At 63.4% G+C, this 26,859-nt stretch carries 25 protein-coding genes; 8 read left to right on the top strand and 17 right to left on the bottom strand.

The annotated features are described in order from the left end of the window. Positions 1-119 precede the first annotated feature (119 nt). From WDS16_RS23655 to WDS16_RS23645, 3 genes are read left to right on the top strand one after another with little or no spacing between them, the layout of a single operon-like run. Positions 120-2,444 (top strand): glycerol-3-phosphate 1-O-acyltransferase, encoded by a 2,325-nt coding sequence (locus WDS16_RS23655; protein ID WP_338888191.1) that lies wholly within the window; start codon positions 120-122, stop codon positions 2,442-2,444. Beyond that, positions 2,444-3,871 carry an HAD-IB family hydrolase gene (locus tag WDS16_RS23650; RefSeq protein WP_338888190.1) on the top strand — a complete coding sequence of 476 codons (1,428 nt, stop codon included), beginning with the start codon at positions 2,444-2,446 and terminating at the stop codon, positions 3,869-3,871. The genes WDS16_RS23655 and WDS16_RS23650 overlap by 1 nt, the downstream gene beginning before the upstream one ends. Further along, positions 3,864-4,898: an adenylate/guanylate cyclase domain-containing protein gene (locus WDS16_RS23645; RefSeq protein ID WP_338888189.1), complete on the top strand. Its 1,035-nt coding sequence runs from the start codon at positions 3,864-3,866 to the stop codon at positions 4,896-4,898. Before WDS16_RS23650 ends, WDS16_RS23645 begins: the two co-directional genes overlap by 8 nt. Here WDS16_RS23645 and WDS16_RS23640 read toward each other — a convergent pair. From WDS16_RS23640 to WDS16_RS23605, 8 genes are read right to left on the bottom strand one after another with little or no spacing between them, the layout of a single operon-like run. Further along, on the bottom strand, positions 4,871-5,944 hold the full coding sequence (locus WDS16_RS23640; protein WP_338893588.1) for an MSMEG_0565 family glycosyltransferase: 1,074 nt from the start codon (positions 5,942-5,944) through the stop codon (positions 4,871-4,873). The two genes, WDS16_RS23645 and WDS16_RS23640, sit on opposite strands and share 28 nt — an antisense overlap. Positions 5,945-5,973: 29 nt before the next feature. Next, entirely contained in the window at positions 5,974-6,825 is an 852-nt protein-coding gene (locus WDS16_RS23635) for a carbon-nitrogen hydrolase family protein (RefSeq protein WP_338888188.1), read from the bottom strand. Positions 6,826-6,829: 4 nt separating this feature from the next. Continuing rightward, on the bottom strand, positions 6,830-8,086 hold the full coding sequence (locus WDS16_RS23630) for an MSMEG_0569 family flavin-dependent oxidoreductase (protein ID WP_338888187.1): 1,257 nt from the start codon (positions 8,084-8,086) through the stop codon (positions 6,830-6,832). Continuing rightward, the gene (locus WDS16_RS23625; RefSeq protein ID WP_338888185.1) at positions 8,083-8,388 is read right to left on the bottom strand and encodes an MSMEG_0570 family nitrogen starvation response protein; all 306 of its coding nucleotides are present in this window, start codon (positions 8,386-8,388) and stop codon (positions 8,083-8,085) included. Before WDS16_RS23625 ends, WDS16_RS23630 begins: the two co-directional genes overlap by 4 nt. Continuing rightward, entirely contained in the window at positions 8,381-9,274 is an 894-nt protein-coding gene (locus WDS16_RS23620; protein WP_338888183.1) for a carbon-nitrogen hydrolase family protein, read from the bottom strand. The genes WDS16_RS23625 and WDS16_RS23620 overlap by 8 nt, the downstream gene beginning before the upstream one ends. Beyond that, positions 9,271-10,683, bottom strand: coding sequence for an MSMEG_0567/sll0787 family protein (locus tag WDS16_RS23615; protein WP_338888181.1), 1,413 nt, complete (start codon positions 10,681-10,683; stop codon positions 9,271-9,273). The genes WDS16_RS23620 and WDS16_RS23615 overlap by 4 nt, the downstream gene beginning before the upstream one ends. After that, positions 10,683-11,738: an MSMEG_0568 family radical SAM protein gene (locus tag WDS16_RS23610; protein WP_338888179.1), complete on the bottom strand. Its 1,056-nt coding sequence runs from the start codon at positions 11,736-11,738 to the stop codon at positions 10,683-10,685. Before WDS16_RS23610 ends, WDS16_RS23615 begins: the two co-directional genes overlap by 1 nt. A gap of 10 nt (positions 11,739-11,748) precedes the next feature. Next, positions 11,749-12,273 (bottom strand): MSMEG_0572/Sll0783 family nitrogen starvation response protein, encoded by a 525-nt coding sequence (locus WDS16_RS23605; RefSeq protein WP_338888177.1) that lies wholly within the window; start codon positions 12,271-12,273, stop codon positions 11,749-11,751. A 146-nt stretch (positions 12,274-12,419) separates the two neighbouring features. Between WDS16_RS23605 and WDS16_RS23600 the strand changes: the two genes are divergently transcribed. From WDS16_RS23600 to WDS16_RS23590, 3 genes are all read left to right on the top strand, one after another. Further along, positions 12,420-12,944 (top strand): hypothetical protein, encoded by a 525-nt coding sequence (locus tag WDS16_RS23600; RefSeq protein WP_338888176.1) that lies wholly within the window; start codon positions 12,420-12,422, stop codon positions 12,942-12,944. After that, positions 12,937-13,353, top strand: coding sequence for a hypothetical protein (locus WDS16_RS23595; RefSeq protein WP_338888174.1), 417 nt, complete (start codon positions 12,937-12,939; stop codon positions 13,351-13,353). Before WDS16_RS23600 ends, WDS16_RS23595 begins: the two co-directional genes overlap by 8 nt. Positions 13,354-13,504: 151 nt before the next feature. Beyond that, a complete protein-coding gene (locus WDS16_RS23590; RefSeq protein ID WP_338888172.1) occupies positions 13,505-13,717 on the top strand; it encodes a hypothetical protein in 213 nt (70 codons plus the stop codon). Here the strand turns inward: WDS16_RS23590 and WDS16_RS23585 are convergent. From WDS16_RS23585 to WDS16_RS23570, 4 genes are all read right to left on the bottom strand, one after another. Then, on the bottom strand, positions 13,705-14,145 hold the full coding sequence (locus WDS16_RS23585) for a hypothetical protein (RefSeq protein ID WP_338888170.1): 441 nt from the start codon (positions 14,143-14,145) through the stop codon (positions 13,705-13,707). The genes WDS16_RS23590 and WDS16_RS23585 overlap by 13 nt on opposite strands. Continuing rightward, a complete protein-coding gene (locus tag WDS16_RS23580; RefSeq protein ID WP_338888168.1) occupies positions 14,132-15,172 on the bottom strand; it encodes a hypothetical protein in 1,041 nt (346 codons plus the stop codon). Before WDS16_RS23580 ends, WDS16_RS23585 begins: the two co-directional genes overlap by 14 nt. Further along, positions 15,169-15,492, bottom strand: coding sequence for a hypothetical protein (locus WDS16_RS23575; protein ID WP_338888166.1), 324 nt, complete (start codon positions 15,490-15,492; stop codon positions 15,169-15,171). Before WDS16_RS23575 ends, WDS16_RS23580 begins: the two co-directional genes overlap by 4 nt. A 74-nt stretch (positions 15,493-15,566) precedes the next feature. Next, positions 15,567-15,995 (bottom strand): type II toxin-antitoxin system Rv0910 family toxin, encoded by a 429-nt coding sequence (locus WDS16_RS23570; protein ID WP_338888165.1) that lies wholly within the window; start codon positions 15,993-15,995, stop codon positions 15,567-15,569. A 58-nt stretch (positions 15,996-16,053) separates the two neighbouring features. On the opposite strand from WDS16_RS23570, the gene WDS16_RS23565 reads away from it, so the two are divergent. Beyond that, the gene (locus tag WDS16_RS23565; RefSeq protein ID WP_338888164.1) at positions 16,054-18,336 is read left to right on the top strand and encodes an ATP-dependent DNA ligase; all 2,283 of its coding nucleotides are present in this window, start codon (positions 16,054-16,056) and stop codon (positions 18,334-18,336) included. 188 nt (positions 18,337-18,524) lie between these two features. Continuing rightward, positions 18,525-19,736 (top strand): lipase family protein, encoded by a 1,212-nt coding sequence (locus WDS16_RS23560; RefSeq protein WP_338888162.1) that lies wholly within the window; start codon positions 18,525-18,527, stop codon positions 19,734-19,736. 6 nt (positions 19,737-19,742) lie between these two features. On the opposite strand, the gene WDS16_RS23555 is transcribed toward WDS16_RS23560, so the two are convergent. From WDS16_RS23555 to WDS16_RS23535, 5 genes are all read right to left on the bottom strand, one after another. Beyond that, entirely contained in the window at positions 19,743-21,605 is a 1,863-nt protein-coding gene (locus tag WDS16_RS23555) for an ABC transporter ATP-binding protein (RefSeq protein WP_338888161.1), read from the bottom strand. Between the two features lie 34 nt (positions 21,606-21,639). Continuing rightward, positions 21,640-23,976: an endopeptidase La gene (gene lon / locus WDS16_RS23550; protein ID WP_338888160.1), complete on the bottom strand. Its 2,337-nt coding sequence runs from the start codon at positions 23,974-23,976 to the stop codon at positions 21,640-21,642. 111 nt (positions 23,977-24,087) lie between these two features. Further along, on the bottom strand, positions 24,088-24,861 hold the full coding sequence (locus WDS16_RS23545; protein ID WP_338888159.1) for a putative protein N(5)-glutamine methyltransferase: 774 nt from the start codon (positions 24,859-24,861) through the stop codon (positions 24,088-24,090). A gap of 116 nt (positions 24,862-24,977) precedes the next feature. Further along, positions 24,978-26,120 carry a TDT family transporter gene (locus WDS16_RS23540; protein WP_422395858.1) on the bottom strand — a complete coding sequence of 381 codons (1,143 nt, stop codon included), beginning with the start codon at positions 26,118-26,120 and terminating at the stop codon, positions 24,978-24,980. Between the two features lie 85 nt (positions 26,121-26,205). After that, positions 26,206-26,844, bottom strand: coding sequence for a winged helix-turn-helix transcriptional regulator (locus WDS16_RS23535; RefSeq protein ID WP_338888156.1), 639 nt, complete (start codon positions 26,842-26,844; stop codon positions 26,206-26,208). Between the last annotated feature and the right edge of the window lie 15 nt (positions 26,845-26,859).

Raw genomic sequence — 26,859 nt, 5'->3', positions numbered from 1 at the left:
TCCGGACTCGACTTGCTCAGCCAAGTGCCAGATGGCAACCGTGAAACTGTCATATCGACGGCTGCACCCCCGTAACCTGGCCGAGTACCCGCTTGCGGTACTCGAATGGGAGGGTCTCGATGTACCACGTCGATACGGGTGAACAGAAGACGGCCGGTGGGCGGCAGGTGTACTTGCTCGACGCTGCGTCGACGCTGGAAGTCCAGGCGCTGAATCAATGGATCGACTCCACCACCCCCGACGGTGAGCTGCGTCCTCCGTCGGTGGTGCTGTCCGGTGAAGCGGCACACGAGGTGGCCGAAACGGTTCGAGGAATCGCCGAGGATCCGCTGCTGATCCCACTTCGCGTGACACTGTCGGAGAAGAGGCGAGGCGGGATACTGCGTCGCGCATTCGCGCCCCGTGGAAACTCCCTTCCGACCAAGGCGTGGCAGCGCTGGGTGCAGGGCGACGATCCTGACCACTCGGCGGTACTCGTCGGCGAGCCCGCGACCCTGCACGATCTTGCGAGCCGATTCGAAAAGGCCGGGGGCACTTCACTGTCCTCGTTCATCCGGCGGCAGGCCAGTCTGGCACTCGACCGGGCGGAGCGCGACGTCATCGGCTCCGAGTACAAGATCCCTCGTTTCGTCGTCGAAGACATGACGGAACAGAAGAAGTTTCACGACGGCATGGCCGACCTCGCAGAGGACGTCGGCGAGGATATCGCCGTGGTCGAGCAACGGGTCCACTCCATTCTGAACGAGATGGTCGCGACCGAAACCCGACGCGCGGTCGAGATGTGGGGAACCCTCGGCGCCTACTTCTCACGGGCCTACAAGGTCGACGTCGACCGGACCAAGTTGCAGCGGGTCCGCGAGCTCAACAAGAAGCATCCCCTGGTGTTCCTTCCCAATCACCGCTCCTACCTCGATCCGCTCGTGCTGCGGCCGGCGCTGCTGACCGAGGGCCTCCCGCTCAACCACGTGATGGGCGGAATCAACGTCGGCTTCTGGCCCCTCGGCCCGATCGCGAAGCGCAGCGGTGTCGTGCTGATCCAACGCAAATTCTCCGACGAGATCTACAAGTGGACACTGCGGCAGTACATGAGCTTCCTGCTGAGCAAACGCTTCAACCTCGAGTGGTACATCGAAGGCGGGCGCAGCCGCACCGGGAAGCTTCGCCCACCGCGCTTCGGTCTGCTGACCTATCTCGTCGACGCGTTGGAGAACAGCGACGCCGAGGACGTGTATCTGGTGCCGACCTCCATCACCTACGACCGCCTGCACGAGGTCGGTGCCATGGCCGCGGAATCGCACGGCGCCAAGAAACAGGCCGAGGGCATTCGCATGGCCCTGAGCTACATCCGCGCGCAGGGGAAATTGCGCGGGAATGTGTACCTGACGTTCGGTGAACCGATCTCGGTCAAGTCGATCCTGGCCGAGAACGAGGACAAGCGAGTCGCCGTTCAGAAGATCGCGCTCACCGTCTCGCACGCCATCAACAACACGACTCCGGTGACCCCCGCCGCTCTCGTCACGATGGCTCTGCTCGGGATCGAGGACCGCGCGCTGAACGTCCACGAGATGTGGGCGATCATCTCGCCGCTCGCGGAATACATCATCAAACGCGGCCTGCCGACGGCGGGTGGCGTCGACATCAGCGAGGTCGACGTCGTTCGATCGGCGGTCATCGCGCAGGTCAATGCCGGGGTCGTCAAGCGTTTCGACGGCGGGCCCGAACCGGTCTTCTATCTCGCGCAAGACAAACACTTGGTCGCTGCATTCTTCCGTAACAACGCAATCCACTACTTCGTGCTCCGAGCGATCGGTGAACTCGTCGTGTTGCCGGACCAGGACCAGACGGGCCCCTCGACGACGGTGTCGATGTGGCGTTCTGCGCTGAAGCTACGTGACCTGCTCAAATTCGAGTTCTTCTTCGGAGACAAAAAGGACTTCGGTGCACGCCTCGAAGCAGAGGTCACTCTCATCGATCCCGAGTGGCGAACAAATCTCGTCGATCCGGAGTACGCAATCAGTACGTTGGAGGCACAGGACCTGCACCTGGCGCACAGGGTCCTTCAACCGATTCTGGAGGCCTACCAGGTCGTCGCCGATCAACTCATGCTGCAACCCATGGACTCGGAGTTCGACAAGCCGACCTTCATCACGCAGTGCCTCGGCGCGGCACAGGCACGGCGCCTTCGCCAACAACTCGATCACAGCGAAGCGATATCGGGCGAATTGTTCGACACTGCACTGCAACTGGCCGACAATCGCAACTTGTTGGACCCGGGTGGCGAGAACCTTGCCCAGCGCAGACGCGACTTCGCGCACGAGATCAACGAATGGGCACGCAAGGCCCGGGCGATTCGCGATATGGCACACCGCACGCTCGACGAGGTCGATCCACTGACCGTACCCAGTAGCACCACGGACACCGACCAACGGGAGGACGACGCCTGATGATCGATCTGGCTCATCAGCTGCAGGCGATCACCGACGCGCCGCCCGGACCCGACACCGTCGCCTACTTCGATCTCGACGGCACCCTGATCAATGGCTTCTCAGCGAAAGCGGTGTTTCTCGAGCGCCTCAAGTCCCTCGACGTCACGGTCAACGAGCTGTGGGAGATTTCGAGCGCCGTCGTGGAGATGCGGATGCGCAACTCGCCCGTCGACAATCTCATGGGCAAGGCCGTCAAGGGCCTCGAAGGGCGACGTGAAGACGATCTGATGGAGCAGGCATACACGCTGTTCCGCAACGAGATCGCGCCGATGATCTATCCGCAGGCCCGAATTCTCGTCGAGGCGCACCGGCATGCAGGTCATCGACTCGTGATCGCGACGTCGGCGACACCGTATCAGGCGATTCCCGTCAAGGAAGACCTGATGTTCGACGAACTTCTGTGCACCACACCGGTCGTCGTCGACGGAGTGTTGACCGGGGAACTCGTCGGGAATTCGTTGTGGGGGCCACGCAAGGCTGCGGCCGTGGCCGATCATGCCGAGCGAGAGGGTGTCGATCTCGCCGGATGCTTCGGGTACTCCAACGGCGGCGAGGATGCGCCGTTCCTGGCCGAGGTCGGACACCCCGTCGCATTGAACCCTGACGACGATCTGACTTCCTACGCCACCAAGGTCGGTTGGCCGATACTCAGGCTCGAAAATCCGAAGCGCGGAACCGATCTGACGTCTGCGGTTCGTAGTACCGCAGCATTGGGATCTGTCTTGGCCAGCGCTGGTTTCGGACTCGGCCTCGGCTTGTTGACGAGGAGCCGTCGAACAGGCGCGAACATCACCTCGACGATTGCGCCGGACATCGCGTTGACCATCGCCGGTATCAAGCTCGACGTGACGGGAACCGAAAACGCCTGGTCCGCACGTCCCGCCGTATTTCTGTTCAACCACCAGAGCACCGCGGATTCCATCATCGTCACCTCGATTCTCCGACGTGACATCACTGCTGTGGCCAAACGCGAACTCGAACGAGATCCTCGATTCGCCCTTCTCGGCAAGATCTTCGACGTCGCCTACATCGATCGCGGAGATCCGGCGCAGGCACGCGAAGCGATGAGACCGGCGATCGAGAAGTTGCACTCCGGGATATCGGTCGCCATCGCACCCGAAGGGACACGGATGCCGACGCCACGGCTGGGTCGATTCAAGAAAGGCGCCTTCCACCTGGCAATGCAAGCCGGGGTTCCGATAGTCCCCATCGTCATTCACAATGCCGGAGACGTGATGTGGAAGAAGGATTTCACCGCGCACTCCGGTACCGTCAAGGTCACCGTCGGAGAGCCGATCTCCACCGAGGGCTGGGTTTCCGAAAAGATCGACAGCTACATCGACGACGTCCGATCCTATTACGACAGAACGCTGGGATATGCCTGAAGATCAGATCCATTCCGTTGTGCAAGCGGAGATCGACAAGAACCTCCTGGGCGGAACACCCAAGTACACCCGTGAAGATATCGTCGAGAAATCGGGGATCGCACCGGAGCGGGTAGTGCGGCTGTGGATCGCGATGGGCTTTCCGGTGCACACCGATCCCGATGCCGTCGTCTACACCGACGCCGATCTCGACGCGCTACGCATGATCACCGGCCTGACCGAGCAGAACGTGATTCGCCCGGACATGGAGGTGGCCATCGCCCGAACGCTGGGTCAAACGATGTCACGCCTCACCGAGTGGCAGGTCGGGGTGGTGAACAGTCACATCCACGATCGAGCAACCGAGGGTGCCGATCCGGCCGATCTCGACGCCATCCGTAGGGACGCCAGAGAGGTTGCCGCGCAAACGGTACCGACCCTCGAAGCACTACAGTCCTACACCTGGCGACGGCACCTCGCAGCCACGGCCGGACGGTCCATCGCCGATCCGGGCGACGAGGCCACCAGCCGAACACTGGCAGTGGGATTCGCCGATATGGTCGGCTACACCAGCCTCACGCGCAGGCTAGCCATCGAGGAACTCACCGAGCTGCTCGAGGAGTTCGAGTCCGTGGCATCCGACATCATCGCGCGCGGACGTGGTTCGGTCATCAAGAACGTCGGCGACGAAGTCATGTTCAGCGCCCAGACGCCTGAGGACGCCGCACACATCGGTTTGGATCTGCAGGACGCGTTCGCGGCCAAGGAGGACATGCCGGAGTTGCGCGTCGGCATCGCGTGGGGGCCGGTCCTCGCACGTTACGGAGATCTCTACGGCTCCGTCGTCAATATGGCTGCACGACTGACTAGTTCGGCTCACCCGGGCAGCGTACTGCTGGACACCACGATGACCGAGGCCCTGCGCGACGACTCCGAGTTCTACCTCAAGTCGCTCAGATCGCTCCGGGTCCGCGGATTCCACAAGCTGAAGCCTCATGCTTTGCGCCGCAACAAGCGGGATCAACAGTCCCGATCCAAGGACGAATAGAATTCCAGGTGGCGTCGCGCCGCTTCGTCCCACGTGAGACTGCGGGCGAGCGCTCTACCTACCTCCGCATCGTGCCCGAAGTCGATTGCCTCGGCCAGCTTCTCGGCCATCGACTTCGGTTCGGTGGCGTATGCAACTGCGCTGGAGAATACTTCACGCAACACCGGCAGATCACGCGTGACGACGGGCGTACCGGCCGCGAGTGCCTCCATGGCGGCCAGACCGAATCCTTCCTTCGTCGAGAAGAACGGCAGCGCAGACGCTTGCGCGACGAGAAATGGCAACTGATCGTTGTCGACGGTACCGAGGACGATCGGCTCGATGCCGAGTTCGGCTGCACGTGAATCGAATTCCGCGCGATAGTGGCGGTAGTCGAACAACGTCTCACCGCCCGCGAACACGAGAGACAATTCGGGACGGTTCAGCAGCGCGAACGCTTCGAGGAGATCGAGCGAACCCTTGCGCGGCTCGATGCCCCCGACCGCCAGCACATAGCGCCCCAGCTTCTCTCGCCACTGCGAATCACCCGATGCAGCAGCATGTTCGAAGCTGGCCGACTCGACACCGTTGGGGATCACCGTCGGCTCGAAACCCCAACCCTGGCGCACCTCCTCCGCCACCGCAGCCGACACACAGATACGAGCATACGGTTCGGTGATGGCCCGTTCGTGGCACGCAGCGAGCGCAGGCGTGGTGAACGTGTCCAGATGATGGATCGTCCGGACACACCTCCCGACCGCATTGGCCGAAATGCAATCCTGCGCATGCACGACGTCGAAGTCCGCATGCGAGAAAAACTGTCCGAGAACCGCGATCGACCTCAGAATCCGTTCCCCGACGCTCTCGTCGTCGCGCGCCTCGAACGGCACCAACGAGACGGTGACCGACGGATCCACCGGACGGAAGAACGCACTGTCCCCACCCCGACCGAGCGAGACGACAGTGACATCCGCGCCCGCCCGAGCCAGCGCCTCGGCCAGATGCAGCGTATGCACCACCCCACCCCTCGGCTTGGACGAATACGTCAGCAGTGCAATTCGGGTCATTCCGCTTCGCTGCACTCCTGGTGCGATCTTCACGCAGATCCCTTCTCGTCCAGGAGGTTCGGATAAGTATCCACCCGACGCTCCTCGAGGTGGTACAGCACGCGCCTGGCACGGTCCACCTCGGCGTCGACGTCGATGTCGCACACCGCGAGTCCACCCTTGGCCCAGGTCTTCGCCAGGACGTCACCGCCGGGTCCGACTATCTTCGCCTGGCCGAGGAAGCGCAGCGATCCCATGACACCGGTCTGGTTGGACGAGACCAGCACCACCTGGTTTTCCGCCGCTCGGGCGGCGTCGTAGAGATCGAACAACCGGGACTGACGATCGTTCGACAGATTCGATGCCCGGTCCGTGACGCTGGCCGGCCACGCCGACAGAGCCGCAATGATCCGCGCACCGTCCAGGGCGAGAGTGCGTGCCGATTCGGGGAAGGTCTTGTCGTAATCGATCAGCATTCCCATGCGGCCCACCGGGGTATCGAAGGCGTCGAACCGATTTCCCGCCGCGTATGCCAGCGACTCCCCCAGAGGTTGATGGACCTTTCGGTGACTTCCCAGGACTCCGTCTCCGCTCACGCACGCAGCTGCGTTGTAGCGCAGTCCGTCCTTGAGCTCTGTGTAGCCGATGCAGACGGTCAGCTCGCCTGCCGCAGCAATGATCGCAGCCAGTTCGGGGCCGTCTATGTCCAGGGGCGGCGGCAGCTCGGACACATCGGGATTGCGAAGACTGTCGATGTACCCACCCAGGGAGGCATCCGGCAGCACGAGCAGGTCGAGTCCGTCGCGTCGTGCACTCTCGATGATCGTAGTGATCTTGAGAATCGCACGATCGACATCACGACCGAAATGTGCTGCCAGAGCGCCTATCCGAATGGGTGCCACAGCGTCAGACCACTACCCGTTCCGGCTGAGCCGCGCTGATCTCCAGACCGATCTGCTCGGCGAGGAATTCAGCATCGCGGGCAACAGATGCGAAACGACCCGAACCCCAGGTGTGCTGCCACGGGAGCCCGAGAAAATAGAGCCCCGACACCGACGTGACGCCGCGATTATGCGTCGGATGCCCCTCACCGTCGAAGGCACCGACCTTCAGCCATGAATAGTCGGTGCGGAAGCCCACCGACCAGATCACGGCGGTGATGTCGGTGGCTGCTAGATCGAGTTCGGTGGTCTCGACCTCGGGCCTCCACACCGGTACGTATCGCTGCTCGGTCGGCGCGGTGATCCCCTCACGCTCGATGTAGGCGTCGATGTTGTCCTTGATGGACTCGGCGACCGCATCGGCGGCATCGAGTGACGCCTCGAGCGTGGGCGCGAACTGCAGAACACCGTCCTCGACGCCCAGCAGGCGCCCGTACAGCCGCATACCTTCGGTTGCGAATGTGCGCAGGTCGATGTCACGCCCACCGTCGCGGCCTGTCACGTAGTGGTTCGTGTTCTCGCGTTTTCCGACGCCACCGGGTTGATCCTCGATGGAGACATCGTAGACGCCCATGTCGTGCAGCCATGCGACACAGTCACGGCCTCGATAGAAACGCGCGACGCGGGGAGCGGTGCCTGCGACCAGGTGAACGCGCCTACCCTCGATGTGTAGATCCTCGGCGATCTGAGCACCCGACTGCCCGGTGCCGACGACGAGAACATCACCGCTGGGGAACTGATGCGCCCCGCGGTACTGCGACGAGTGGATCTGCAGGACCTCTTTGGGAAGCTTCTCCGCGAACCGCGGAATGGTCGGAATGTGATAGCCGCCGACCGCCACCACTATCTGGTCCGCGTGCATCGGACCCGCACTGGTCTCGAGGTCGAAACCGCCCTCGGTGCCTTGGAGGGCATTGGTGACCGAAACATGCTCGCGGACCGGCGCGTCGAAACTGTGCGCGTACCGCCGGACGAAGTCGTAGACCTCGTCGCGCTTCATGAATCCGTCGGGATCATCGCCGTCGTAGCAGAAACCGGGCAACGCACACTGCCAGTTCGGCGTCACGAGTGTGAAGTTGTCCCAGCGGGAGTCCTTCCACTCGTGCGCGATCGTGTCGGCTTCCAGTACGACGTGTTCGATACCGCGCTGGCTCAGGTGCCAACTGATCGACAGACCCGCCTGGCCACCGCCGATCACGACGACAATATGATTCTCGGTCATAACAACTCGGCTCCCGACATACTCAGCACGCGAACGACACCGGATTTCTGCGAGACACTCCGGTACGCCGCACTGGCGTCGCGGATTTCATCGATCTGTTGCGCGGCGGAGGTGCACCGCATTCCGAATTTCGCCAGCACCCGATCGCTGGCTACTGTCAACGCTTCCGACGTCAACTTCACGAATTCGTCGACGGAGTAGTCGACGCCCGTCTCCAGATAGTCGTGCATCACCAGTGAGGGTGAATAACAGGACTGTTGGCGTCCATCGGGCCACCGAACTTCGAATCGCATCTCAGGCATGGATGGGCTCCCAGCTCGTCGCACGGGTGATCGTCCGGTACACCGACGGCCGGCGGTCACGGAGGTTGTACATTCCGCCTCCGCGTGCCGCACCGATCAGACCTTCGACATCTACTGTTGCAGTGGCCAAACCGGGTTCGACGCCGGTGCCCGCGAGAATCTCGCCGCCGGGTCCGACGATCTTCGCGCTGCACACGAACCGCAGCGACCCGAAAGTACCTGCCTGATTGGCCGCCACCCAGACGACTTGATTCTCGAGCGCACGCGCACGGTCGTAGATGTCGAACCGCTGCTTCCAGCGATCGTCTTCCATGTTCTCCACGGTCGCTGTCCGCGCGGTAGGCCATGCCGAGATGGAGGTGACGATCTCGGCACCGTCGAGCGCGAGTTCGCGTGCAGCTTCAGGGAATCCCTTGTCATAGCAGATCTGCATTCCCATTCTGCCGACCGGTGTGTCGAAAGCTTCGTACGTGTCACCCGCGTCGTAGCAGAGGTTCTCCCCGAGCGGCTGATGCACCTTGCGATACGAGCCCAGAATGCCGTCGCCGTGCAGGGTGACGGCTGCGTTGTAGCGAGTGTCGCCGTCCTTCTCGCAGAATCCGAGCGTAATGACCGTGTCGCCTGCCATGTCGATGACCCGCTTCAGCTCGGGGCCGTCGAGTTCCAGTGCCGGCGGCAGGCTGTCGAGCCTGCGCTGCCGCGCCTCTGCGGTCTCGTCCCCGCCGCCAAGGCTCGGCAGGTAGCCACCGAGGCATGCTTCCGGCAGTACCAGCAGTTGGCTGCCGCGGTTGCGTGCTTCCTCGAGCAGCGCAGCGATCGTGTTGTATCCCTGTTCCATGTCGCGGCCGAATTCGGCTGCGGCAACGGAAATGGTGACGGTGTTCATGCTTCTCCCAATCCGGTCACGGTAGTGGCTACCGCGCTCGTGGTGATTCCGTCGGGCCACCGCAGTGCGACGCCCGGAATGTCTGTGAGTTCTCCGCATCGTGCGGATACTGCAGGCCCCGATCGAGCGAGTTGCGCATCGGGACGGTCCGCGGTGATCATCGCGAACCCTGGAAAGCACGTGATCCATTCGCCCATGGAGGCGCCGTCGGGCTTCGGTACGGCATTCATGTCGAGCACGGCTCCAGTGCCGCACGCCTCGGCGAGCATCCCGACGGTGCCGGCGAGGCCGGCCATCGAGACATCCTTGGCAGCTTTCGGTGCGCTACGAGCGACGAAGGAAGCGAGCGCGGACAACTCCTCCGAGTTTCGACGCGACGACGAATCCCATTGCTGCCCCTGGTAACCCCGTCGCCACCCGCCCTCGACATCGGCGGTCAGAGTCAGGCTGTCGCCCACCGAAGCGCCGCCCGCCCGCACCGGGTGCGTTGCACTACCGAGAGCGGTGACCGACAGCGACGATGGCACACCGACCTGCGTGTGGCCACCGAGCACCGGCACCTGCCACGCCGCCGACGCGTTGGCGAGACCCCTGATGATGCGGGTGAGCCGCGACTGCGTCGGCGCACCGACCGAGTCGAGCATCCCGACGGCGTGCGCTCCCATGGCCGAGAGATCGTTGAGATTGACCAGCGCCGCGCACCACCCTGCCCACTCCGGATCACGGTCGACCATCGACGGAATGATGGCGTCGCAGGCCGCGATGATGTCACTTCCCGGCACCGGGACTCCGTCGTCGCCGCGGAATCCTTTGGCGCCGAGTCCGAGCGGCTGCGCTTTCAGGGGTGCTAGTACACCGGCCAGCAGTGCTTTGGTCGAGGAAACGAGTCGCTCGATCCGATCGATTGGCCAGTACATCGCCACGTGTGGAGCGCCGTGCACATCGATGTCCGCGCGCCTGATCCATCCGAGTGCGGTGAACAGTCTTTCGTTTGCCTTCTGGACGGCCGCATCGAAGCGGAGGACACCGTTGCTGTCGGCGTGTGCACACGCAGCCCGAACCAATGCCGGGCCGACCCCCGTCGCGCGGGCCGAGGCCGACACGACCAATCTGCTGCCCGCCCACCACCCGATATCCGGTGCGGTACAGGGTGCCAGACGGACACCGCCGAGCACTGTTCCGTCCGGCGCGGTCGCGATGAGCACCACCGCGCGGGAATCGTCGTCGACGTCGTCGTGGTCGGATCCGGCGAAAAGCCCTTGCTCGGCGACGAAGATATCGCGTCGCAACCGCCGGTAAGCGTCGAGCTGCCCTGAACTCGCGCAGGGTTGGATCAGAAACTTCGCCGGTTCGACGGAACTGACGGTGCCGGACAGTCCGGCGAGATCGGCAATCTCCGTTGCGTACATCAGCCACCTGCGTTCTGGAGGACGCTGCATGCCCCGCATGCAGCGCAACCGGCCTTCTGATCGGCACCGAGCATCGAGGCCGCCTGGAGTTCCTTGGCAACTCGTCGGGTGACGCTTTCGAGCACATCACGATTCGGGGCCACCGCGTGGTCGACGTCGACGGCAAGTGTTCCGCCCAGTGGACGGAACGGGACGACGAACGGGTACACCCCCATCTCGATCAGTTCCGCTGCACCCGAGACCAATTCGTCGGGGTCTTCACCCAGTCCGACCAGAATGTAAGTCGAGACCTGGTTACGTCCGAACACTCTGACTGCTTCGGCCCACGCCGCCCGATACTCGTCCATGGAGACCGACGCCTTGCCCGGCATCCATCTCCGGCGCACGTCGTCGTCGAGCGATTCGACATGGATCCCGATGGATTCTGCGCCCGCCTCGTACAGGTCGGTGATGGTCTGCAGATCTCCGGGCGGCTCGCACTGGACCTGAATGGGCAGGTTCGGGACCACTGCCTTGATCGCCTTCACACAGCGCGCGAGATGACGCGCACCACGATCCTTCGCCGCCGACGTACCCGTCGTCATGACCATCTGAGTGACGCCGTCGAGTCGAACCGCAGCCTCGGCGACCTCGGCCAACTGCGCTGGAGTCTTGACGGCGACGGTATCCCCGGCCTCCAGCGAGGCTTCGATGGAACAGAAGCGGCATCGCTGATCCTCGTCGTAGCGGATGCAGGTCTGGACCACGGTCGTGGCGAGGACACTGGATCCGTGAAGCTTGGCGATCTTCTCGTAGGCGATGCCGTCGGAGGTGGTGAGGTCGTAGAATTTCGGACGCTCGATGGTCTGCACGTCGAGTCCGGTGTCGCTGCCGTCGAACAGGATTCGTCCTTCGTCGAGAACGAAGGGGCTGAGCGGATTACGAGGGATGGCTGCGCCGATGCCATCGATGCGAACATGCCCGTCGTCGCTGGGCCCGGCGCCGGCCGTTCTGTTGACCGGAGGCGTTCCCCTTACTCCGAGCAACGCCAGGTCTACACGCGTACTGACCGACATGACTTCTCTCCTAGACCATGTAGGTCGAGTTGATGATCGCGCCCTTGCGTGCGTAGTGAATGAGCGCGTCCTGAACGTCGAGCGGGTGCGCCGGGATGACACCCTCGATCAGATCCTCTTCACGACCGCCGTGCAGAGCGAGACCGAAGCGGCAACAGAACACGGTGCCGCCCTCCGCGATGAACGTCGCGAGCGAGTCGTTGATGTTCTGCTCACCCGGGAATCCCGAGTCACCGGTCGTCGGAAATCCGCGTGTGGCAAGGCAATTGATTGCCCCCGGCCCGTAGAAGTACATCGCCGATTCGAAGCCTTTGCGCAGTGCACGAGTGGCTTGCAGTACGGCCACGAAGCTCACCGAGGACTCGTGCGCGATGCCGTGGACGAGGGTGAAGTAGCTTTCGCCGTCCTCCGCCTTGTAGTCCGGAAATATCTTCGTGGAGCCGTAGATGTTGCTGCCCTTGGGTAGTGAAGGGTGCGGGATCTCCCCGAGGGACTTGGCGATGTTCTCGGCGATGGCGTTGTCGATATCGGACACTGATGCTCCTGTGGTCGGAATGGCACTGGATGAGAAACTTGCCGTTCGGTTGGGTGGGCAAGCGGTTTGGGTGGGAAAGCAGCCGGGTGGGCAAGCGTTGGCCACCGGGGAGAGAAGAATTCAAGCCGCAGATGGACTTCGGCCATGTGACTAGTACAGGCCGCATCCATTTCCGATTGGTCACCTACGGAATAACGGACTGTTTCGAAGGCCTCACAGTGGTGATGGGATGTAGCACCGATACGCTGGGGGTTGTTCGCACGCCCGCCCGCACCAACCAAGAGGATTCGATGATCGGCGCCGTTACCGGCCTGCTGTACGTGATGTCACTCGTCGTCGGCGTGTGGGTTCTCGTCAAGCTCGCCCGGAACACACCGGTGTTGCTGAAGAACAAGTCGGACCGCGCGTTGTTCTGGACCATCTCGGCCACCGAGGCCGTGGTGCTGGTGCAAGCGGTTGTCGGATTCGTCATGATGTTCACCAGCGACCGCGACATCCATCGGCTCACGTTCGGGGCATACCTCATCGGGCTGTTGCTCCTGCTGCCGATCGGCACCTGGTGGTCGCTCGGTGATCGTTCGCGCGGCGGCACGGCCGTTCTGCTCGTCGCCGTTGTCACCCTCGCAGCCATGGTGCTGCGCCTCAGCCAGATATGGGCGGGATATGCCTGAGCGCTCCGACTCTCTGAAGAACGCCACCCGCACCGGATTCGGGCGGTTCCTGATCGCGGTCTACGCGGTGTTCGCAGTGGCGGCCACGTCGCGGTCGATCGTGCAGCTGACGACGCGGTTCGACGTCGCACCGTTCGCCTACATCCTGTCGGCGGTCGCTGCGGTGGTCTACATAGTCGCGACGGTCGGGCTCGCGCGCGCCACCGAAGCCTCACGCCGGGTCGTGACCATCTCGTGCGTGATCGAACTCGTCGGCGTGCTCGCCATCGGCGCTCTGAGCTATATCCAGCCCGACGACTTCCCCGACGCGACGGTGTGGTCCCACTTCGGCCAGGGCTACGTGTTCATCCCGGTGGTGCTCCCGATCGCCGGGTTGTGGTGGTTGCGCCGAACACGACAGGCGGCGTAAAAGGGCGGCTGGCTGGGCGCCCACCGGTTCCCGCGAACGCCCCTGGTTTCCCGCGAGTGCCCATTTTCTTCCCGCGAGTAGATTGCGTTCCCGCGAGTGCAATCGGGATCGCGGGAACACATTCGGATCGCGGAAAGAGGCTGGTCAAGACGTGGAGATCCTGATCGTGGTGGTTCCGGCGGCAGTGGTTGCTGCATTTTGGTTCTTCGCCCGAACCATCAAGACCCGTAGACGCGCCGGACGGCATTACGAGTTCCGTCATCCACTTCCAGGTGCCTACGGCGGTGGTGGTGTTGTCGGAAACACGGCTGCCGACGGCGGCCCCGGCACCAGCGCGGTCGACGGAGAGCCTCAGTCGCACTGAGCTCGGTAGTCAGCGGTGGATCGAGCCAGCGCGTCGAGAAGGTCGTTTCCGCGGGCGATGTCTGCGGAGTGCCCACCGGTCGCCGAAATATCGTGCTCGATGGACTCGCCGAGTGCGGTGTAGCTTCCGGCAAGGCTCGCTGCCGCGTCCTTCACTTCCCCCTCGTCCATTCGCGGGACAGACGCGGTGATGTTGTCGCCGATCTGCTCGTACAGGTTGGCGATATGTCGGCGATACTCGATGGGATCCTCGTATCCGCTCAGCGCGTCGTCCTGCAGTTCGCGCTGAAGCGGACTGATCGACGAGTCGATCTCGTCGGCGATCTCGCAATCCGATGGACCGCCGACCCCGTTGCACCCCGTCACGATCGTCGCTGCGCATGCCATCGACACTGCGGTTGCAGCCCATCGCCTTCTATCGAGGTACATAGATCACGTCCTCCGGGTACTGATTCTGCAGGGCCATGATGTCGTCGTAGGTGAGCGGCTGCCAATCGGACCAAGCTCCGGGATATATGGCGTCGAGACCCGGCTCGATGTGATTCGTGATGCGCGACGATTCCTGGATCTCGTACTCATATTCGTAGTACGTCGCGGGGTAGTAAGTCCCGTCGACCATGATCACCTGGTGATCGGTCGGTGTCGAACCCACCACGCGAATTCGATACTGCGTCTGTGCGGTCGCCACGATTGCATCCGGATTCGCCGGATCTTCGACAATGCTCAACGGTGCGGTCCATGGACCGGTGTTTCCCTCGGTCTCAGGATCGATCGCAATGGTGGATGTGTCGTAAGGCCCGTATGGCATCTGGTCATTCGGCAACGGTGTGGAGTAATCGATGTCCCAGTAGCCGCCCGCGGGCCCTATCGATTCACTACTCGTCGGTGACGGCAGCGATCCCAGCAACGCCGCTGGCGTGTCGCCTCCTTCGAATGCGTCGGCTGCGGCCGCGAGATCCTTTTCCACCTGGTCCACTGCATCGTCGGCTCGACGAAGCGCATGAACGATTTCCAGAGTCAGGGCCCGACACTGGTTGCGAACTTCTTCCGCGGCGGCATGCCCGACGGCATCGCCGGATGTCTCCAGCGCAGCGATCCGACCGGCGGCACTGACCGTCCCGTCGTCCGCGACGGCGAATCCAGCGCTCTCGGCGTCGCCCACCAGAGAAAGGACATGTGTTCTTGCATTCGACAACACTTCACCACCTCTACCGAGCCGAGCGGCGAGGTTGCCGACTTCGACCGATAGTCGGTCGAGGCCGTCCCGATGAGTGAACAACTGCGTACTGGCCGCTTCGGCAGTGGATCCGCGCCACACGCCGAGTAGGCCGTCGACGTTTCGCGAGACATCCGCTGCACTGTTCGCGAGTTCCTCCTGCAGCGATCGAAGCGCCGCCCCCGCGTCCACGAATGTGTCCGTTACCCACTCCTTCACGGAGTAGACCCCGACCGTCACAGATCCTTCGGAACGACGCGCGCCCCGGATCCGGCGACGGCGGATAGGCCGACTGCGTGCGCGTCATCTGCGTTTCGGTAGGAGACGGCGGAGGCTGCAAGCGAATCTGCCAACGCACCGACCTTCCGTGACGCCGACCCGACTTGTTCCGAAACGATCCGATCGAGTCGGGTAGCGAGTGCGCCGACGCCGGTGCCGGGCACCGCCCTGACCAAGACCGCGAGGCTCTCGGCGTGGCTCAACTCCTCCAAGTCTGCGGCGATGGCTTTCGTAGAACTCGAAAATACCCGCAACGCGAAGGCATCCACTTCCAGCAACATAGCGAAACCCCCGTCAGCACCGATTGCACAGTCACTGTGTTGGACGCAAGGGAGGCCCGATCGGTTCCCGGTAACTACTCCAGCGCCGCCAGGTTCGCCACCGACTGCTTGACGTCGGTATCGAGCGCACGCGCGACGACGGACCCGACCGGGCCGAAGAGGACGCCGCCACCGAAGTAGGCGTCGAGCGTCAGTTCGGACCCCTCCGAGTGCTCTTTCACGTGAATGGTCAGCGAGATCTTGATGCCGCCCTTCCCCTTGCCCGACATCTCGATGAGCTCGGGTTCCTTGTACTCCGTGAAGGTCCACTTGATCGTGTTCTTGAAGCCTTTGACCTTGACGAGGGACTCGACCTCGGTGCCCTTGTTCAGTTCTTTCGGCGGCGGACTGCACCAGCCGCCGTGGATCGTCATCCATTCGTCGAACCGATCCAGCGCCGACGCCTTGTCCCACGCACCCTGCGGGTTTTCGGGCATTTCCACCGAGACGCTGATCTTTGCCATCCGTCGAGCTTGGCACAGGTCCGGCGCGGCAGCCTCCGCAGAGCGCTAGCCTTGGGCAATGGCGTCGCTCGACATCGCGGGGCGAAAAGTCTCGGTGACCAACCTGCACAAGGTGCTGTTCCCTGAGACCGGGACCACCAAGAGCCAGATCATCGAGTACTACACCGCCATTGCGCCGGCGATGCTCCCGCACATGGCAGGCCGGCCCGTAACCCGCAAACGCTGGCCGAACGGCGTCGACCAATCGTCGTTCTTCGAGAAGAACTTGGCGTCCTCGGCGCCGGAGTGGCTCGACCGTCGGGACATGCAGCATTCCGATCGGGTGGTGACGTATCCGCTCTTTTCGACGGCTGCGGATCTGGCGTGGCTCGGTCAGCAGGCAGCGATCGAGGCGCACGTTCCGCAGTGGCGCTTCGACGGCAACGCCCCGGGCCCGGCGACCCGGATGGTGTTCGACCTCGACCCCGGTGACGACGTCGACCTCGGTCGGTGCGCCGAGGTCGCGTGTGAGATCAGGGACATGATCGCCGAGATCGGGTTCACCGCGTTTCCGGTCACGAGCGGGAGCAAGGGCATCCATCTCTACGTTCCGTTGGAGAAACCGTTGACTCCGTCCGGGGCGTCGACCGTCGCCAAGCAGGTCGCGACGCTGCTGGAAGAACGATCACCCGACCGCGTCACCGCAACGATGGCCAAAGCCAGGCGCACCGGACGGGTGTTCGTCGACTGGTCGCAGAACAACGGCAAGAAGACGACGGTTGCGCCGTACTCGATGCGTGGTCGATCCGCGCCGACCGTCGCTGCGCCGCGCTCCTGGGACGAACTCGAATCGTCCGGCCTCGAGCAACTGAGATTCGAGGAGGTTCTGCAACGCTTTCACGACGACGGTGACCTCCTCGCCGAGTTGGATCCGCCCGTCGAGAAGGCTCCAGACGCACCGCCCCTGCCCGACAAGCTCGCCACCTACCGCAGCAAGCGAAGCCCGAAGAAGACATCCGAGCCGATTCCCGTGGGCGCCGAACCGCGCGGCAACGACGACACCTTCGTCATCCAGGAACACCATGCCCGTCGCCTGCACTACGACTTTCGACTCGAACACGACGGCGTTCTCGTGTCCTGGGCGGTCCCGAAGAACATCCCCGACGATCCGAACCAGAATCGACTCGCCGTCCACACCGAGGACCACCCGCTCGAATACGCGACATTCGAAGGCAGCATCCCCAAGGGCGAGTACGGCGGCGGCGAAGTGTCCATCTGGGACTCGGGAACCTACGAGCTCGAGAAGTGGCGCGAGAACGAAGTCATCGTGGTCCTGCACGGCGCGAAAGCTCGTGGCCGGTTCGCGTTGATCAAGACCAAGGGCAATCAGTGGCTGATGCACCTGATGAAGGACAAGCCCGCGAACGATCTTCCGAAGAGCATTGTGCCGATGCTCGCCACGGCAGGTGACATCACCGATCTGCCCGACGGCGACTGGGCCTTCGAGGGGAAATGGGACGGCTTCCGCGTCATCGCCAGATTTGCGCACGGCGAGATGAAGCTGGAGTCGCGATCGGGAAAGGACCTGACGGAACGATTCGGTGCTGGATTTTCAGCGCTCGCCGTGGACCTGCGTGAGCACGAGGCCGTTCTCGACGGTGAAGCCGTGGTCTTCGACGCCGATGGAATCACCAGTTTCGAGATGTTGCAGAGCAGCACGGGCAGGGACGTTCGCTTCGTCGCGTTCGATCTGCTCTACCTGAACGGCACGTCACTGCTGAAGAAGAAGTACTCCGACCGACGCAGACTGCTGGAACTACTCACCACCGGCATGGACTCGGTCCTCGTCCCGGAAGCCCTGACCGGCTCCGCACAGGATGCGCTCGCGAGCAGCGTCGAACGCGGGTGGGAGGGAGTGGTCGCCAAGCGCGTCGATTCCGTCTATCAACCCGGCAAACGGGCCAGGACCTGGATCAAGACGAAGAACTGGCGCACGCAGGAAGTCGTGATCGGTGGTTGGCGACGCGGACGCGGGCGCCGAGGAGGCGGTCTGGGTTCGTTGCTGGTCGGTGTCCCGGAGCAGAACGGTCTTCGATACCTCGGCCGAGTGGGCACGGGTTTCACCGACCAAGCCCTGGACGCATTGGCGGAAATGCTGGCCCCGCTCGAGTGCGAGGAATCGCCGTTTACCGACCGACTCCCGACGGCCGACCGCACAGATGCAGTGTGGGTCACACCGTCGTTGGTCGGCGAGGTCCGCTTCTACGAATGGACCGACTCGATGCACCTGCGACACCCGAGCTGGCGGGGCCTTCGTGATGACAAACAGCCTGTCGACGTCGTTCTCGAGAGCAATCCCTAGCCCGCTGGCCAGAAGTAGCTCGATTGCCCTAAAATCCAGCTCTGAGCACCCTTCGGGCATCATTTCCGGGGGAAGCGTAACGAACAGGTTCGTTCTTTCTATATCGTTTCGGTGGGGTATTCGGTGCGGTATCGAGAGGCGAGCTTGTGCTCGGTAATCGCAGTCTTTTCGGGAGGGAATCCAACGCTATGCGCGTATTCGAACTGGTCGGGGCTGCCGTCATGGCAGGCGCGATCGCCTGCTCTGCGGTGATCGCAGCAGGCCCAGCAGCAGCGAATCCGTTGGAGCCGACGCCGATTGCCGACGTCTTCTATGCACCGGTACCGGACTTGGAAGCCAAGAACCCCGGTGACATCATCTCGAGCCGTCCGATGCCCCCTCCCGCGGGATTCGTCGACGTCGATGTCTGGCAGCTCCGGTTCCGGTCGACCAACTCGGCAGGTGAACCCATTGCCGCGATCAACACGGTGATCGCCCCCAGGAACAAGGCCCCGAACGGACCAGTGCTGTCGTACCAGCACATCATCAATGCACTCGGCCTCGAGTGTGCACCGTCGCAGGCTCTGTGGACGCAGGATCCGAACCTGATGATCCGCGAGGCCCCTGCTCTCAACGGGGCGTTGCAGCGTGGATGGACGGTTGTGATCGCCGATCATCTCGGTCCCAACAGCGCCTACGGTGCCGCGAAGATGGGCGGCCAGATCGTTCTGGACAGCATTCGCGCATCCCAGCGCTTCGATCCACTTCAGGTTCGGCAGAGCCCAGTGGCATTGGCCGGCTACTCCGGTGGCGGCATGGCGACGGCATGGGCCGCAGCGCTCCAGAACGACTACGCCCCCGAACTCAACATCGTCGGTAGCGCAGCGGGTGGTGCGCCGATGAACCTCGAACGAATGGCCCGCGATCTCGGTTTCAACCCGCACCCGGTGTTCGGTCTCGCGTTCGCCGCCGCGCTCGGACTCGAGCGTGAGTACCCGACGAGGATTCCGATCAGCGAGCAGCTGAACCCTCTCGGCCAGCAGATGGCAGCAGAGCTGCAGAACGCATGCACCAACGACATCATTGCGGTCGGTGCGGGCAAGAGCGCGATGATGGTGGCCGGTTCGCTGAACCTCATGGACAGTCCGGAAATGGTCGCAGCGGTCAACGAGAACAGCGTCGAGCTGTACCCCGGCGTGCCGAAGGCACCGTTCTTCGAGTGGCACAGCCCGACGGACATGCTCATCCCGGTCTCATCCATCACCAATACCTTGGGCCGGTACTGCGCGGCCGGAGTTGCAGTCACAGAGGTGCTCGTCCCGAGCAACGATCACCTCACCGCAGCAGTACTCGGTCTCCCACAGGCCCTGGAATGGATCGACGCCCGATTCAAGGGCGTGCCGGCACCGAGTAACTGCTGACGGGATTCACACAGCAGCGAACTGAGTTCGATGAAGCTCCTCGTAGCGGCCACCCGCTGCGAGGAGTTCTTCGTGTGTTCCGCGCTCGACGATCGTGCCTCCTTCGACGACCAGGATCACGTCCGCCGCTCGGATGGTCGACAAACGGTGGGCGATGACCACCGAGGTCTTGCCTGCGAGAGCCTCACCGAGGGCCGCTTGCACCGCTGCTTCCGACGTCGAATCCAACGACGCGGTTGCCTCGTCGAGGATGACGACGCGGGGCCGCGAGATGAGCAGTCTGGCGATCGTCAGACGTTGTCTCTCGCCACCGGACAACCGGTACCCGCGCTCTCCGACGACGGTGGCGAGCCCGTCGGGCAATGACTCCACCAACTCCTCCAACCGCGCTCGGCGCAGGGCGTCCCACACTTCGGCGTCGGTCGCTTCCGGCCGCGGCAGAACGATGTTGGAGCGGATCGTGTCGTGGAAGAGATGACCGTCCTGCGTCACCATCCCCACGGTGCCGCGAATCGAACTGGCGGTCAGATCCCGAACATCGGTACCGCCCAGACGAACCGATCCGCTGTCGACGTCGTACAGGCGGGCGATCAGCTGCGCGATGGTCGACTTGCCCGCGCCCGAGGTTCCGACGAGTGCAACCATCTGGCCGGGTTCGGCAACGAACGACACGCCGTGCAGAACTTCGTCACCGCCGCGTGAATCGAGCAACGCGACCTCCTCCAACGAGGCAAGCGAGACCTTGTCCGCCGACGGATAAGTGAAGCGGACGTCGCGGAGTTCGACCGATGCCGGTCCGTCCGGGACCGCGACCGCGTCGGGCTTGTCCTCGATGAGCGGCACCAGATCGAGCACCTCGAACACCCGCTCGAAGCTGACGAGCGCACTCATCACTTCGACACGAGCGCTCGCGAGCGCAGTCAGTGGAGAATAGAGCCTGGTGAGCAGAAGTGACAGCGCCACAACGGAGCCCGGATCGAGCTGCCCACGCAATGCATAGAATCCTCCAAGGCCGTAGACAACAGCAAGAGCCAACGCCGACACCAGCGTCAGTGCAGTCACGAACACGGTCTGCACCATTGCACTTCGCACCCCGATATCGCGCACGCGAGAAGCTCTGATCGCGAATTCCTCGGACTCGACCTCGGGTTGCCCGAACAATTTGACGAGTGTTGCTCCCGGAGCCGAAAACCGTTCGGTCATCTGGGTGCTCATCGCCGAATTATGTTCTGCTGCTTCGCGTTGGAGACGCGCAAGGCGTCTGCCCATCCGCCTCGCCGGTATCACGAAGACCGGCAGAATGATCAGCGCCAGAAGCGTGATCTGCCAGGATATTCCGATCATGACGACCAACGTAAGAACCAGCGTCACGAAATTGCTGACGACGCCGGACAGCGTGTCACTGAACGCACGCTGCGCACCTATGACGTCGTTGTTCAGCCGGCTCACGAGCGCCCCGGTTCGAGTTCTCGTGAAGAACGCGATAGGCATTCGCTGCACATGATCGAATACCGCAGTCCGAAGGTCGAGAATCAGCGCCTCACCGATGTTCGAGGACAACCACCGGTTGAGCAGCCCGAACCCCGCATCGACGACGGCGATCAACGCGATCAGCAGCGACAGCCGCAGCACGACATCGAACGAATCGCCGTCGACGATCGCGTTGACGACACGGCCCGCCAACACCGGCGTCGCCACCGCCAACACCGCAAGCACGACACTGAGAATCATGAATCCGACGAGCTTGTCGCGGTGTGGACGAGCGAAACGCAGTATCCGGCGTGCTGTGACAGACGAGAACTGCGTCTGTTGAGTGGACGAGTTCATCGTCCGATACATCTGGTTCCAGGCAGTGACTTCCATGCTCATGTCGACAACGCTAGAACCTCGACGCCACTCGAGGTCAAGAGACCTTCTCCAGAAGATCGGCCGGCTCTTCCAGTGCGAGGGCAAGAATGTCCGCGACATCAGTCATCGGACGCACGTCGAGCGCACTCAGTACCTCGGCCGGCACGTCGTCGAGATCGGGTTCGTTCCGGGCAGGAATGAACACGGTCGTCAATCCGGCACGCTGAGCCGCGAGAAGTTTCTGCTTGACGCCACCGATCGGCAGCACCCGCCCGTTCAGCGTCACCTCACCCGTCATCCCGACGTCGGACCGGACCGGGCGTCCGGTCGCCATCGATACCAGAGCCGTCACCATCGTGACGCCCGCCGACGGCCCGTCCTTGGGGACAGCACCGGCAGGAACGTGAACGTGAATGCTGCGCTCCAGCGCATCTGGATCGACGCCGAAGTCCGCTGCGTGCGAACGTACGTAGGACAGTGCGATCTGCGCCGACTCCTTCATGACGTCACCGAGCTGTCCGGTGAGCACCAACTCCGGCTTTCCCTCTGTGGAGGCGGCTTCGATGAACAAGACGTCACCACCGAGCCCGGTCACGGCGAGACCTGTTGCTACACCCGGTACTTCCGTGCGTTCGTGAACGTCCGGCGTGAACCGCGGCCTCCCTAGATAGTCGACGAGGCCTGCTTCGTCGACGTGCAACGGGCCGGATTCGGTCGCGAGCTTCGTTGCCGCCTTCCGCAGCGCCTTCGCAAGAAGACGCTCGAACTGCCGCACACCTGGCTCGCGGGTGTAGTCGGCTGCAATCTTGCGGAGAGCGCCGTCGGTGACGTCGACCTCGTCGGAATTGACTGCAGCCCTGTTCAACTGACGTGGAAGCAGGTAGTTCCGTGCGATAGCGACTTTGTCGTCCTCGGTGTATCCGTCGATGGGGACGAGTTCCATGCGGTCCAACAGCGCGGGCGGGATCTGTTCGATCACGTTGGCTGTAGCCAGGAACACCACATCGGACAGATCGAGATCCAGGTCCAGGTAGTGATCACGGAACGTGTGATTCTGTGCGGGATCGAGGACTTCGAGCAGAGCGGCACTCGGATCGCCGCGGTAGTCCGAACCGACCTTGTCGATCTCGTCGAGGAGCACGACGGGGTTCATCGATCCCGCCTCTCCGATCGCGCGAACGATACGACCCGGCAACGCTCCGACGTAGGTGCGACGGTGTCCACGAATCTCCGCCTCATCACGGACACCGCCGAGCGCAACGCGAACGAACTTGCGGCCCAATGCTCGCGCAACCGATTCGCCGAGAGAGGTCTTACCGACGCCGGGCGGTCCGGCCAAGACCATGACGGCGCCCGACCCACGGCCCCCGACGAGTTGGAGACCACGCTCGGCGCGTCGTGCACGCACCGCGAGGAATTCGACGATGCGGTCTTTCACGTCGTCGAGACCATGATGATCGGCGTCGAGAATTGCCCGTGCGGCGACGATATCGGTCTCGTCGGTGGTGGCCACGTTCCATGGGAGATCGAGCACGGTGTCCAACCACGTTCGGATGTAACCGGATTCCGGGCTTTGATCACTCGAGCGTTCGAGTTTGCCGACCTCGCGCATTGCGGCCTCCCGCACCTTCTCCGGCAGGTCTGCTGCTTCGACGCGGCCGCGGTAGTCGTCCGCACCGTCGGGTTCGTCCTCGCCGAGTTCCTTCCGGATCGCCGCGAGTTGCTGCCTGAGCAGGAATTCTTTCTGCGTCTTCTCCATTCCGTCGCGAACGTCGCTGGAGATCTTGTCGTTCACCTCCACTTCGGCGAGGTGCGACTTCGTCCAGTCGATCAGCATCGTCAAACGCTCACCGACGTCCGGTGTTTCGAGCAACTCGCGCTTCTGCACGTCCGTAAGGTACGAGGCGTAACCGGCTGTGTCAGCGATAGCCCCGGGCTCGACGAGTTTGTTGACCGAGTCGATGACCTGCCAGGCGTCGCGCCGCTGGAGCATGGCGACGACGAGCTGCTTGTACTCGCGAGCGAGGTCGGTGGTCCGAGCGTCGGCCTCCGATTCGGCCACGACGTCGGCTTCGACCCACAGTGCGGCACCGGGGCCGCTGACCCCGTGGCCGATGTGGGCACGTTGTTCGGCCTTGATGACGGCCGCCGGTTCTCCCGTCGCGAGACGACCCATCTGGACGACGGACGCGATGACACCGTAGGAGGCGTAGCGATCGTCGAGGCGCGGCGCGACGAGCAGCTTGCCTCCGCCCGACGGTGCGTCGGAGGAAATGCCGGCGGCGTCGATGGCGGCGCGGGCGGCTTCGTCCAGCTGTACCGGCACGACCATGCCAGGAAGCACGACAGGGTCGGTCAGGAACAGGACGGGTAGGCGGATGGGTTCGGACATGAAGACACCTCCAGGAAGTTGAGCTATGGGGACTCAACTTGTTTCCCGTCAGTGGTGTTCCCCGAGGTGGCGGTGTTCTCCGTCAGCAGAATTACACCGTTTCAATCAGGCTCAGGCGGATCTTCTCCCGATCACTACTGTGCCGTCGAGCTCGTCGGCGTGCACGATATCGACGTCGAATCCAGCCGCAACGACGATCTGCGCGGTGCGCTCGGACTGCCGAACGCTGGTCTCGATGAGGAGGCGTCCGTTCGGCGCCAGCCACCGGGCGGCGTCGGAGGCGACCCTGCGCTGCACGTCGAGTCCGTCGACGCCACCGTCGAGTGCCACTCTCGGCTCGTGATCCCGCGCTTCGGGCGGCATCGAGCCGATGGCGTCGGTGGGGACATAGGGGGCATTTGCGGCGACAACATCGACGCGGCCTCGGAGTTCCTCCGGAAGAGGCGCGTATAGATCACCCGCGTACACGTGCCCTCCCACAGGCTCGACGTTGCGGCGGGCACACCGTACGGCCGCGGGATCGATATCGGAAGCATGCAGCTCGAGGCCGTCGAGTACATGCGCAAGGGCAGCGCCGACTGCCCCTGAACCACAACAGATATCGACGACGGTGTGCGGCGTCGACGCCGCGGCCAGTCGTACGAGGAGTTCGGTTCGCCTCCTCGGCACGAACACTCCCGGTTCGACGACGATTCGCAGACCGCAGAATTCGGCCCAGCCGAGAATTTGTTCCAGCGGAGTACCGAGGATACGTTGTGCAACTGCGTGTTCGAGATCGTCACCGACAAACGTGTCGACGAGTAGCTCGGCTTCTGATTCGGCGAATACGCACCCTGCCGATCGAAGAGTGCGAGTGACGGCCGGGAGAGAGCGAGGATGAGGCATCGAGCAGCCTTTCGAGCGCCTGGGGCGCTCTCCTACCGGGCCGGAAGGAAAAGGAGCGCCCAACTTGAACAACGGTCCACGGGTAGCACCTCCTCTTCGATTCGATCGAATGCACTCTAACCCAGTAGTTCGCCCCGTAGCGACCCATGCGCCGTCCGGGTCGCTACCGTGACCCAGGCCGCGAGAAGGAGTACGTAGAGGACCGCGGCGAGTCCGACCAACGCCGTGGATCCAGTAGCCGCCGCCAACGCCGCCGCACCGGTGACGCAGGTACCGACCGGGAAGGTGAACGACCACCACGTCAACGAGAACGACAGCCCTCGTCGGGAGGAATGCACCGTCAGCGCCAGCGCGAGGCAGAACATCAGGAAACCCAATCCGCCCATGATGAACCCGTAGACGATGCCGAAGATCTCGAGCCCGGTGGCGACAGCGTTGTCAGGGCCGACTCCGGAGTCCGGGCCGACGAACACCAGAGCTGCGTCGGCGCCGAGCAAGTTTGCGGCAGTGATGGACTGGCCGATGAGACCGAGCGTGATCCAGACCGTCGGGGCCGCCTGAACCGGCGGGGCGCCACCGCCGAGGAGCTGTCCGTATATCAGCGTCATGGTCATGATGCCGATGAGCAGAGACAGCCCGAACATCGCGTAGCAGGCTCCGAGCATCGTGAGGCGCCACTGTCCCTCGGCGATGTGCGGGAGCAACAACGCACCGGTCGACGCGGAAACCATCGGCGGTACGACGGGCATCAGCCAGGCAGGAAGCGGTCTCGTCTGTCCGTCGGAGGGCCTGGTGATCATCGAGTACGGAACCGCCACACTGGTGATCAGCCCCAGGACGGTGCCGGCCGACCACAGGACGGCGAAGACGGTTGTCGCTGCTCCGGCGCCGATCAGATCTTTGCCCAGCAGCATCGTGCCTGCGCCGACCGTCAGCAAAGCCATCGGCGGGGCGCCGTAGAACTGCACCATCACCGGGTCGTGGAGGGCAGCGCGCGCATTCCGACGGTGACGAACCCAGTGCACGAGAAATGCGACCGACAGTGCGACGAGCGCGGTGGACGCGATTAACCACACCACCGTCGCGAATGCATGAAGACCGGGTACGTGCACGGGGAGAGTCGCTCCGGCGGTGGCAACGATGCCGGTCCCCATCACCGACGCAAACCAGTTGGGAGTGATGTGTTCGAACACTCGGCCGGGGCGGTGGAGTTCGCTCTGGAGTAGCCGGGGCCCGCGCGTAGGGAGTGTCTGGACCATGGAGTCCACGATCGTCCCCGTCAGCCCCGGGCGGTAGATGGTTCGTACTTGTGTGGCCACAAACGATATTTGTGAAGCCCTGCGTTCAAGCAGCGAAGACGGTGCGGACGGCCGACTCGTCGCCGTCGATCTCGACCACGCCGAGGGCACGCGCATCGGCCAACGTGAGAGCGCCGGCGGCGAGACCGAGGACGTACGCGGGGTCCGCTCGGACGGTGGCATCGAGCCGGTGGCCATCCTGGGGGCCGAGCTGCGGTCCGACCTCGAAGCCTGCGCGTGTCACGCGGAGTTGCAACGGCTGCCCGCCGATGTCGAGACCGACAGTCGCTGCGCGGCGGGGCTTGACCCTCTTTTCCAGCAGGGCAGGGACTGCGAGGGCTAGCCATTCGGGCCGGAACGCATCGTCCGCAGGGCCACGGACCATCAATGGGGTGGACCAACGGATGAGACTTTCGATCGGCTCGCGCAACTCGGAACCCCACGGCGTCAGAAGGTACTCGACGACGCTGCCAGCCCCTGCCAGTCGCCGCTCGACCACGCCCGAGGACTCGAGGTCCCGAAGCCGATCGGCCAACAGGTTGGTCGCAATGCCGGGGAGCCCGTCGACCAGATCACGGTAGCGGGCGGGTGCGACGAGGAGTTGCCGGACGATGAGCAAATTCCATCGATCGCCGACCACCTCGAGGGAGCGGGCGAGCCCACAGTATTGGCCGTAGGTACGCATCGAGCCATCCTATCG

It is taken from the genome of Rhodococcus sovatensis, from assembly GCF_037327425.1.
Lineage (GTDB): Bacteria > Actinomycetota > Actinomycetes > Mycobacteriales > Mycobacteriaceae > Rhodococcoides > Rhodococcoides sovatense.
Note: the sequence above shows the minus strand (reverse complement) of the source record. Positions and strands in the feature narration are given on the sequence as shown.

Coding starts and splice junctions, on each gene's coding strand:
- WDS16_RS23535 (WP_338888156.1), bottom strand. CDS start 26,844: ATGCGTACCTACGGCCAATACTGTGGGCTCGCCCGCTCCCTCGAGGTG.
- WDS16_RS23575 (WP_338888166.1), bottom strand. CDS start 15,492: ATGTTGCTGGAAGTGGATGCCTTCGCGTTGCGGGTATTTTCGAGTTCT.
- WDS16_RS23585 (WP_338888170.1), bottom strand. CDS start 14,145: ATGTACCTCGATAGAAGGCGATGGGCTGCAACCGCAGTGTCGATGGCA.
- lon (WP_338888160.1), bottom strand. CDS start 23,976: ATGTCCGAACCCATCCGCCTACCCGTCCTGTTCCTGACCGACCCTGTC.
- WDS16_RS23595 (WP_338888174.1), top strand. CDS start 12,937: ATGCCTGAGCGCTCCGACTCTCTGAAGAACGCCACCCGCACCGGATTC.
- WDS16_RS23630 (WP_338888187.1), bottom strand. CDS start 8,086: ATGACCGAGAATCATATTGTCGTCGTGATCGGCGGTGGCCAGGCGGGT.
- WDS16_RS23570 (WP_338888165.1), bottom strand. CDS start 15,995: ATGGCAAAGATCAGCGTCTCGGTGGAAATGCCCGAAAACCCGCAGGGT.
- WDS16_RS23540 (WP_422395858.1), bottom strand. CDS start 26,120: ATGGTCCAGACACTCCCTACGCGCGGGCCCCGGCTACTCCAGAGCGAA.
- WDS16_RS23655 (WP_338888191.1), top strand. CDS start 120: ATGTACCACGTCGATACGGGTGAACAGAAGACGGCCGGTGGGCGGCAG.
- WDS16_RS23650 (WP_338888190.1), top strand. CDS start 2,444: ATGATCGATCTGGCTCATCAGCTGCAGGCGATCACCGACGCGCCGCCC.
- WDS16_RS23610 (WP_338888179.1), bottom strand. CDS start 11,738: ATGTCGGTCAGTACGCGTGTAGACCTGGCGTTGCTCGGAGTAAGGGGA.
- WDS16_RS23640 (WP_338893588.1), bottom strand. CDS start 5,944: ATGACCCGAATTGCACTGCTGACGTATTCGTCCAAGCCGAGGGGTGGG.
- WDS16_RS23555 (WP_338888161.1), bottom strand. CDS start 21,605: ATGAGCATGGAAGTCACTGCCTGGAACCAGATGTATCGGACGATGAAC.
- WDS16_RS23565 (WP_338888164.1), top strand. CDS start 16,054: ATGGCGTCGCTCGACATCGCGGGGCGAAAAGTCTCGGTGACCAACCTG.
- WDS16_RS23620 (WP_338888183.1), bottom strand. CDS start 9,274: ATGAACACCGTCACCATTTCCGTTGCCGCAGCCGAATTCGGCCGCGAC.
- WDS16_RS23615 (WP_338888181.1), bottom strand. CDS start 10,683: ATGTACGCAACGGAGATTGCCGATCTCGCCGGACTGTCCGGCACCGTC.
- WDS16_RS23545 (WP_338888159.1), bottom strand. CDS start 24,861: ATGCCTCATCCTCGCTCTCTCCCGGCCGTCACTCGCACTCTTCGATCG.
- WDS16_RS23625 (WP_338888185.1), bottom strand. CDS start 8,388: ATGCCTGAGATGCGATTCGAAGTTCGGTGGCCCGATGGACGCCAACAG.
- WDS16_RS23560 (WP_338888162.1), top strand. CDS start 18,525: ATGCGCGTATTCGAACTGGTCGGGGCTGCCGTCATGGCAGGCGCGATC.
- WDS16_RS23645 (WP_338888189.1), top strand. CDS start 3,864: ATGCCTGAAGATCAGATCCATTCCGTTGTGCAAGCGGAGATCGACAAG.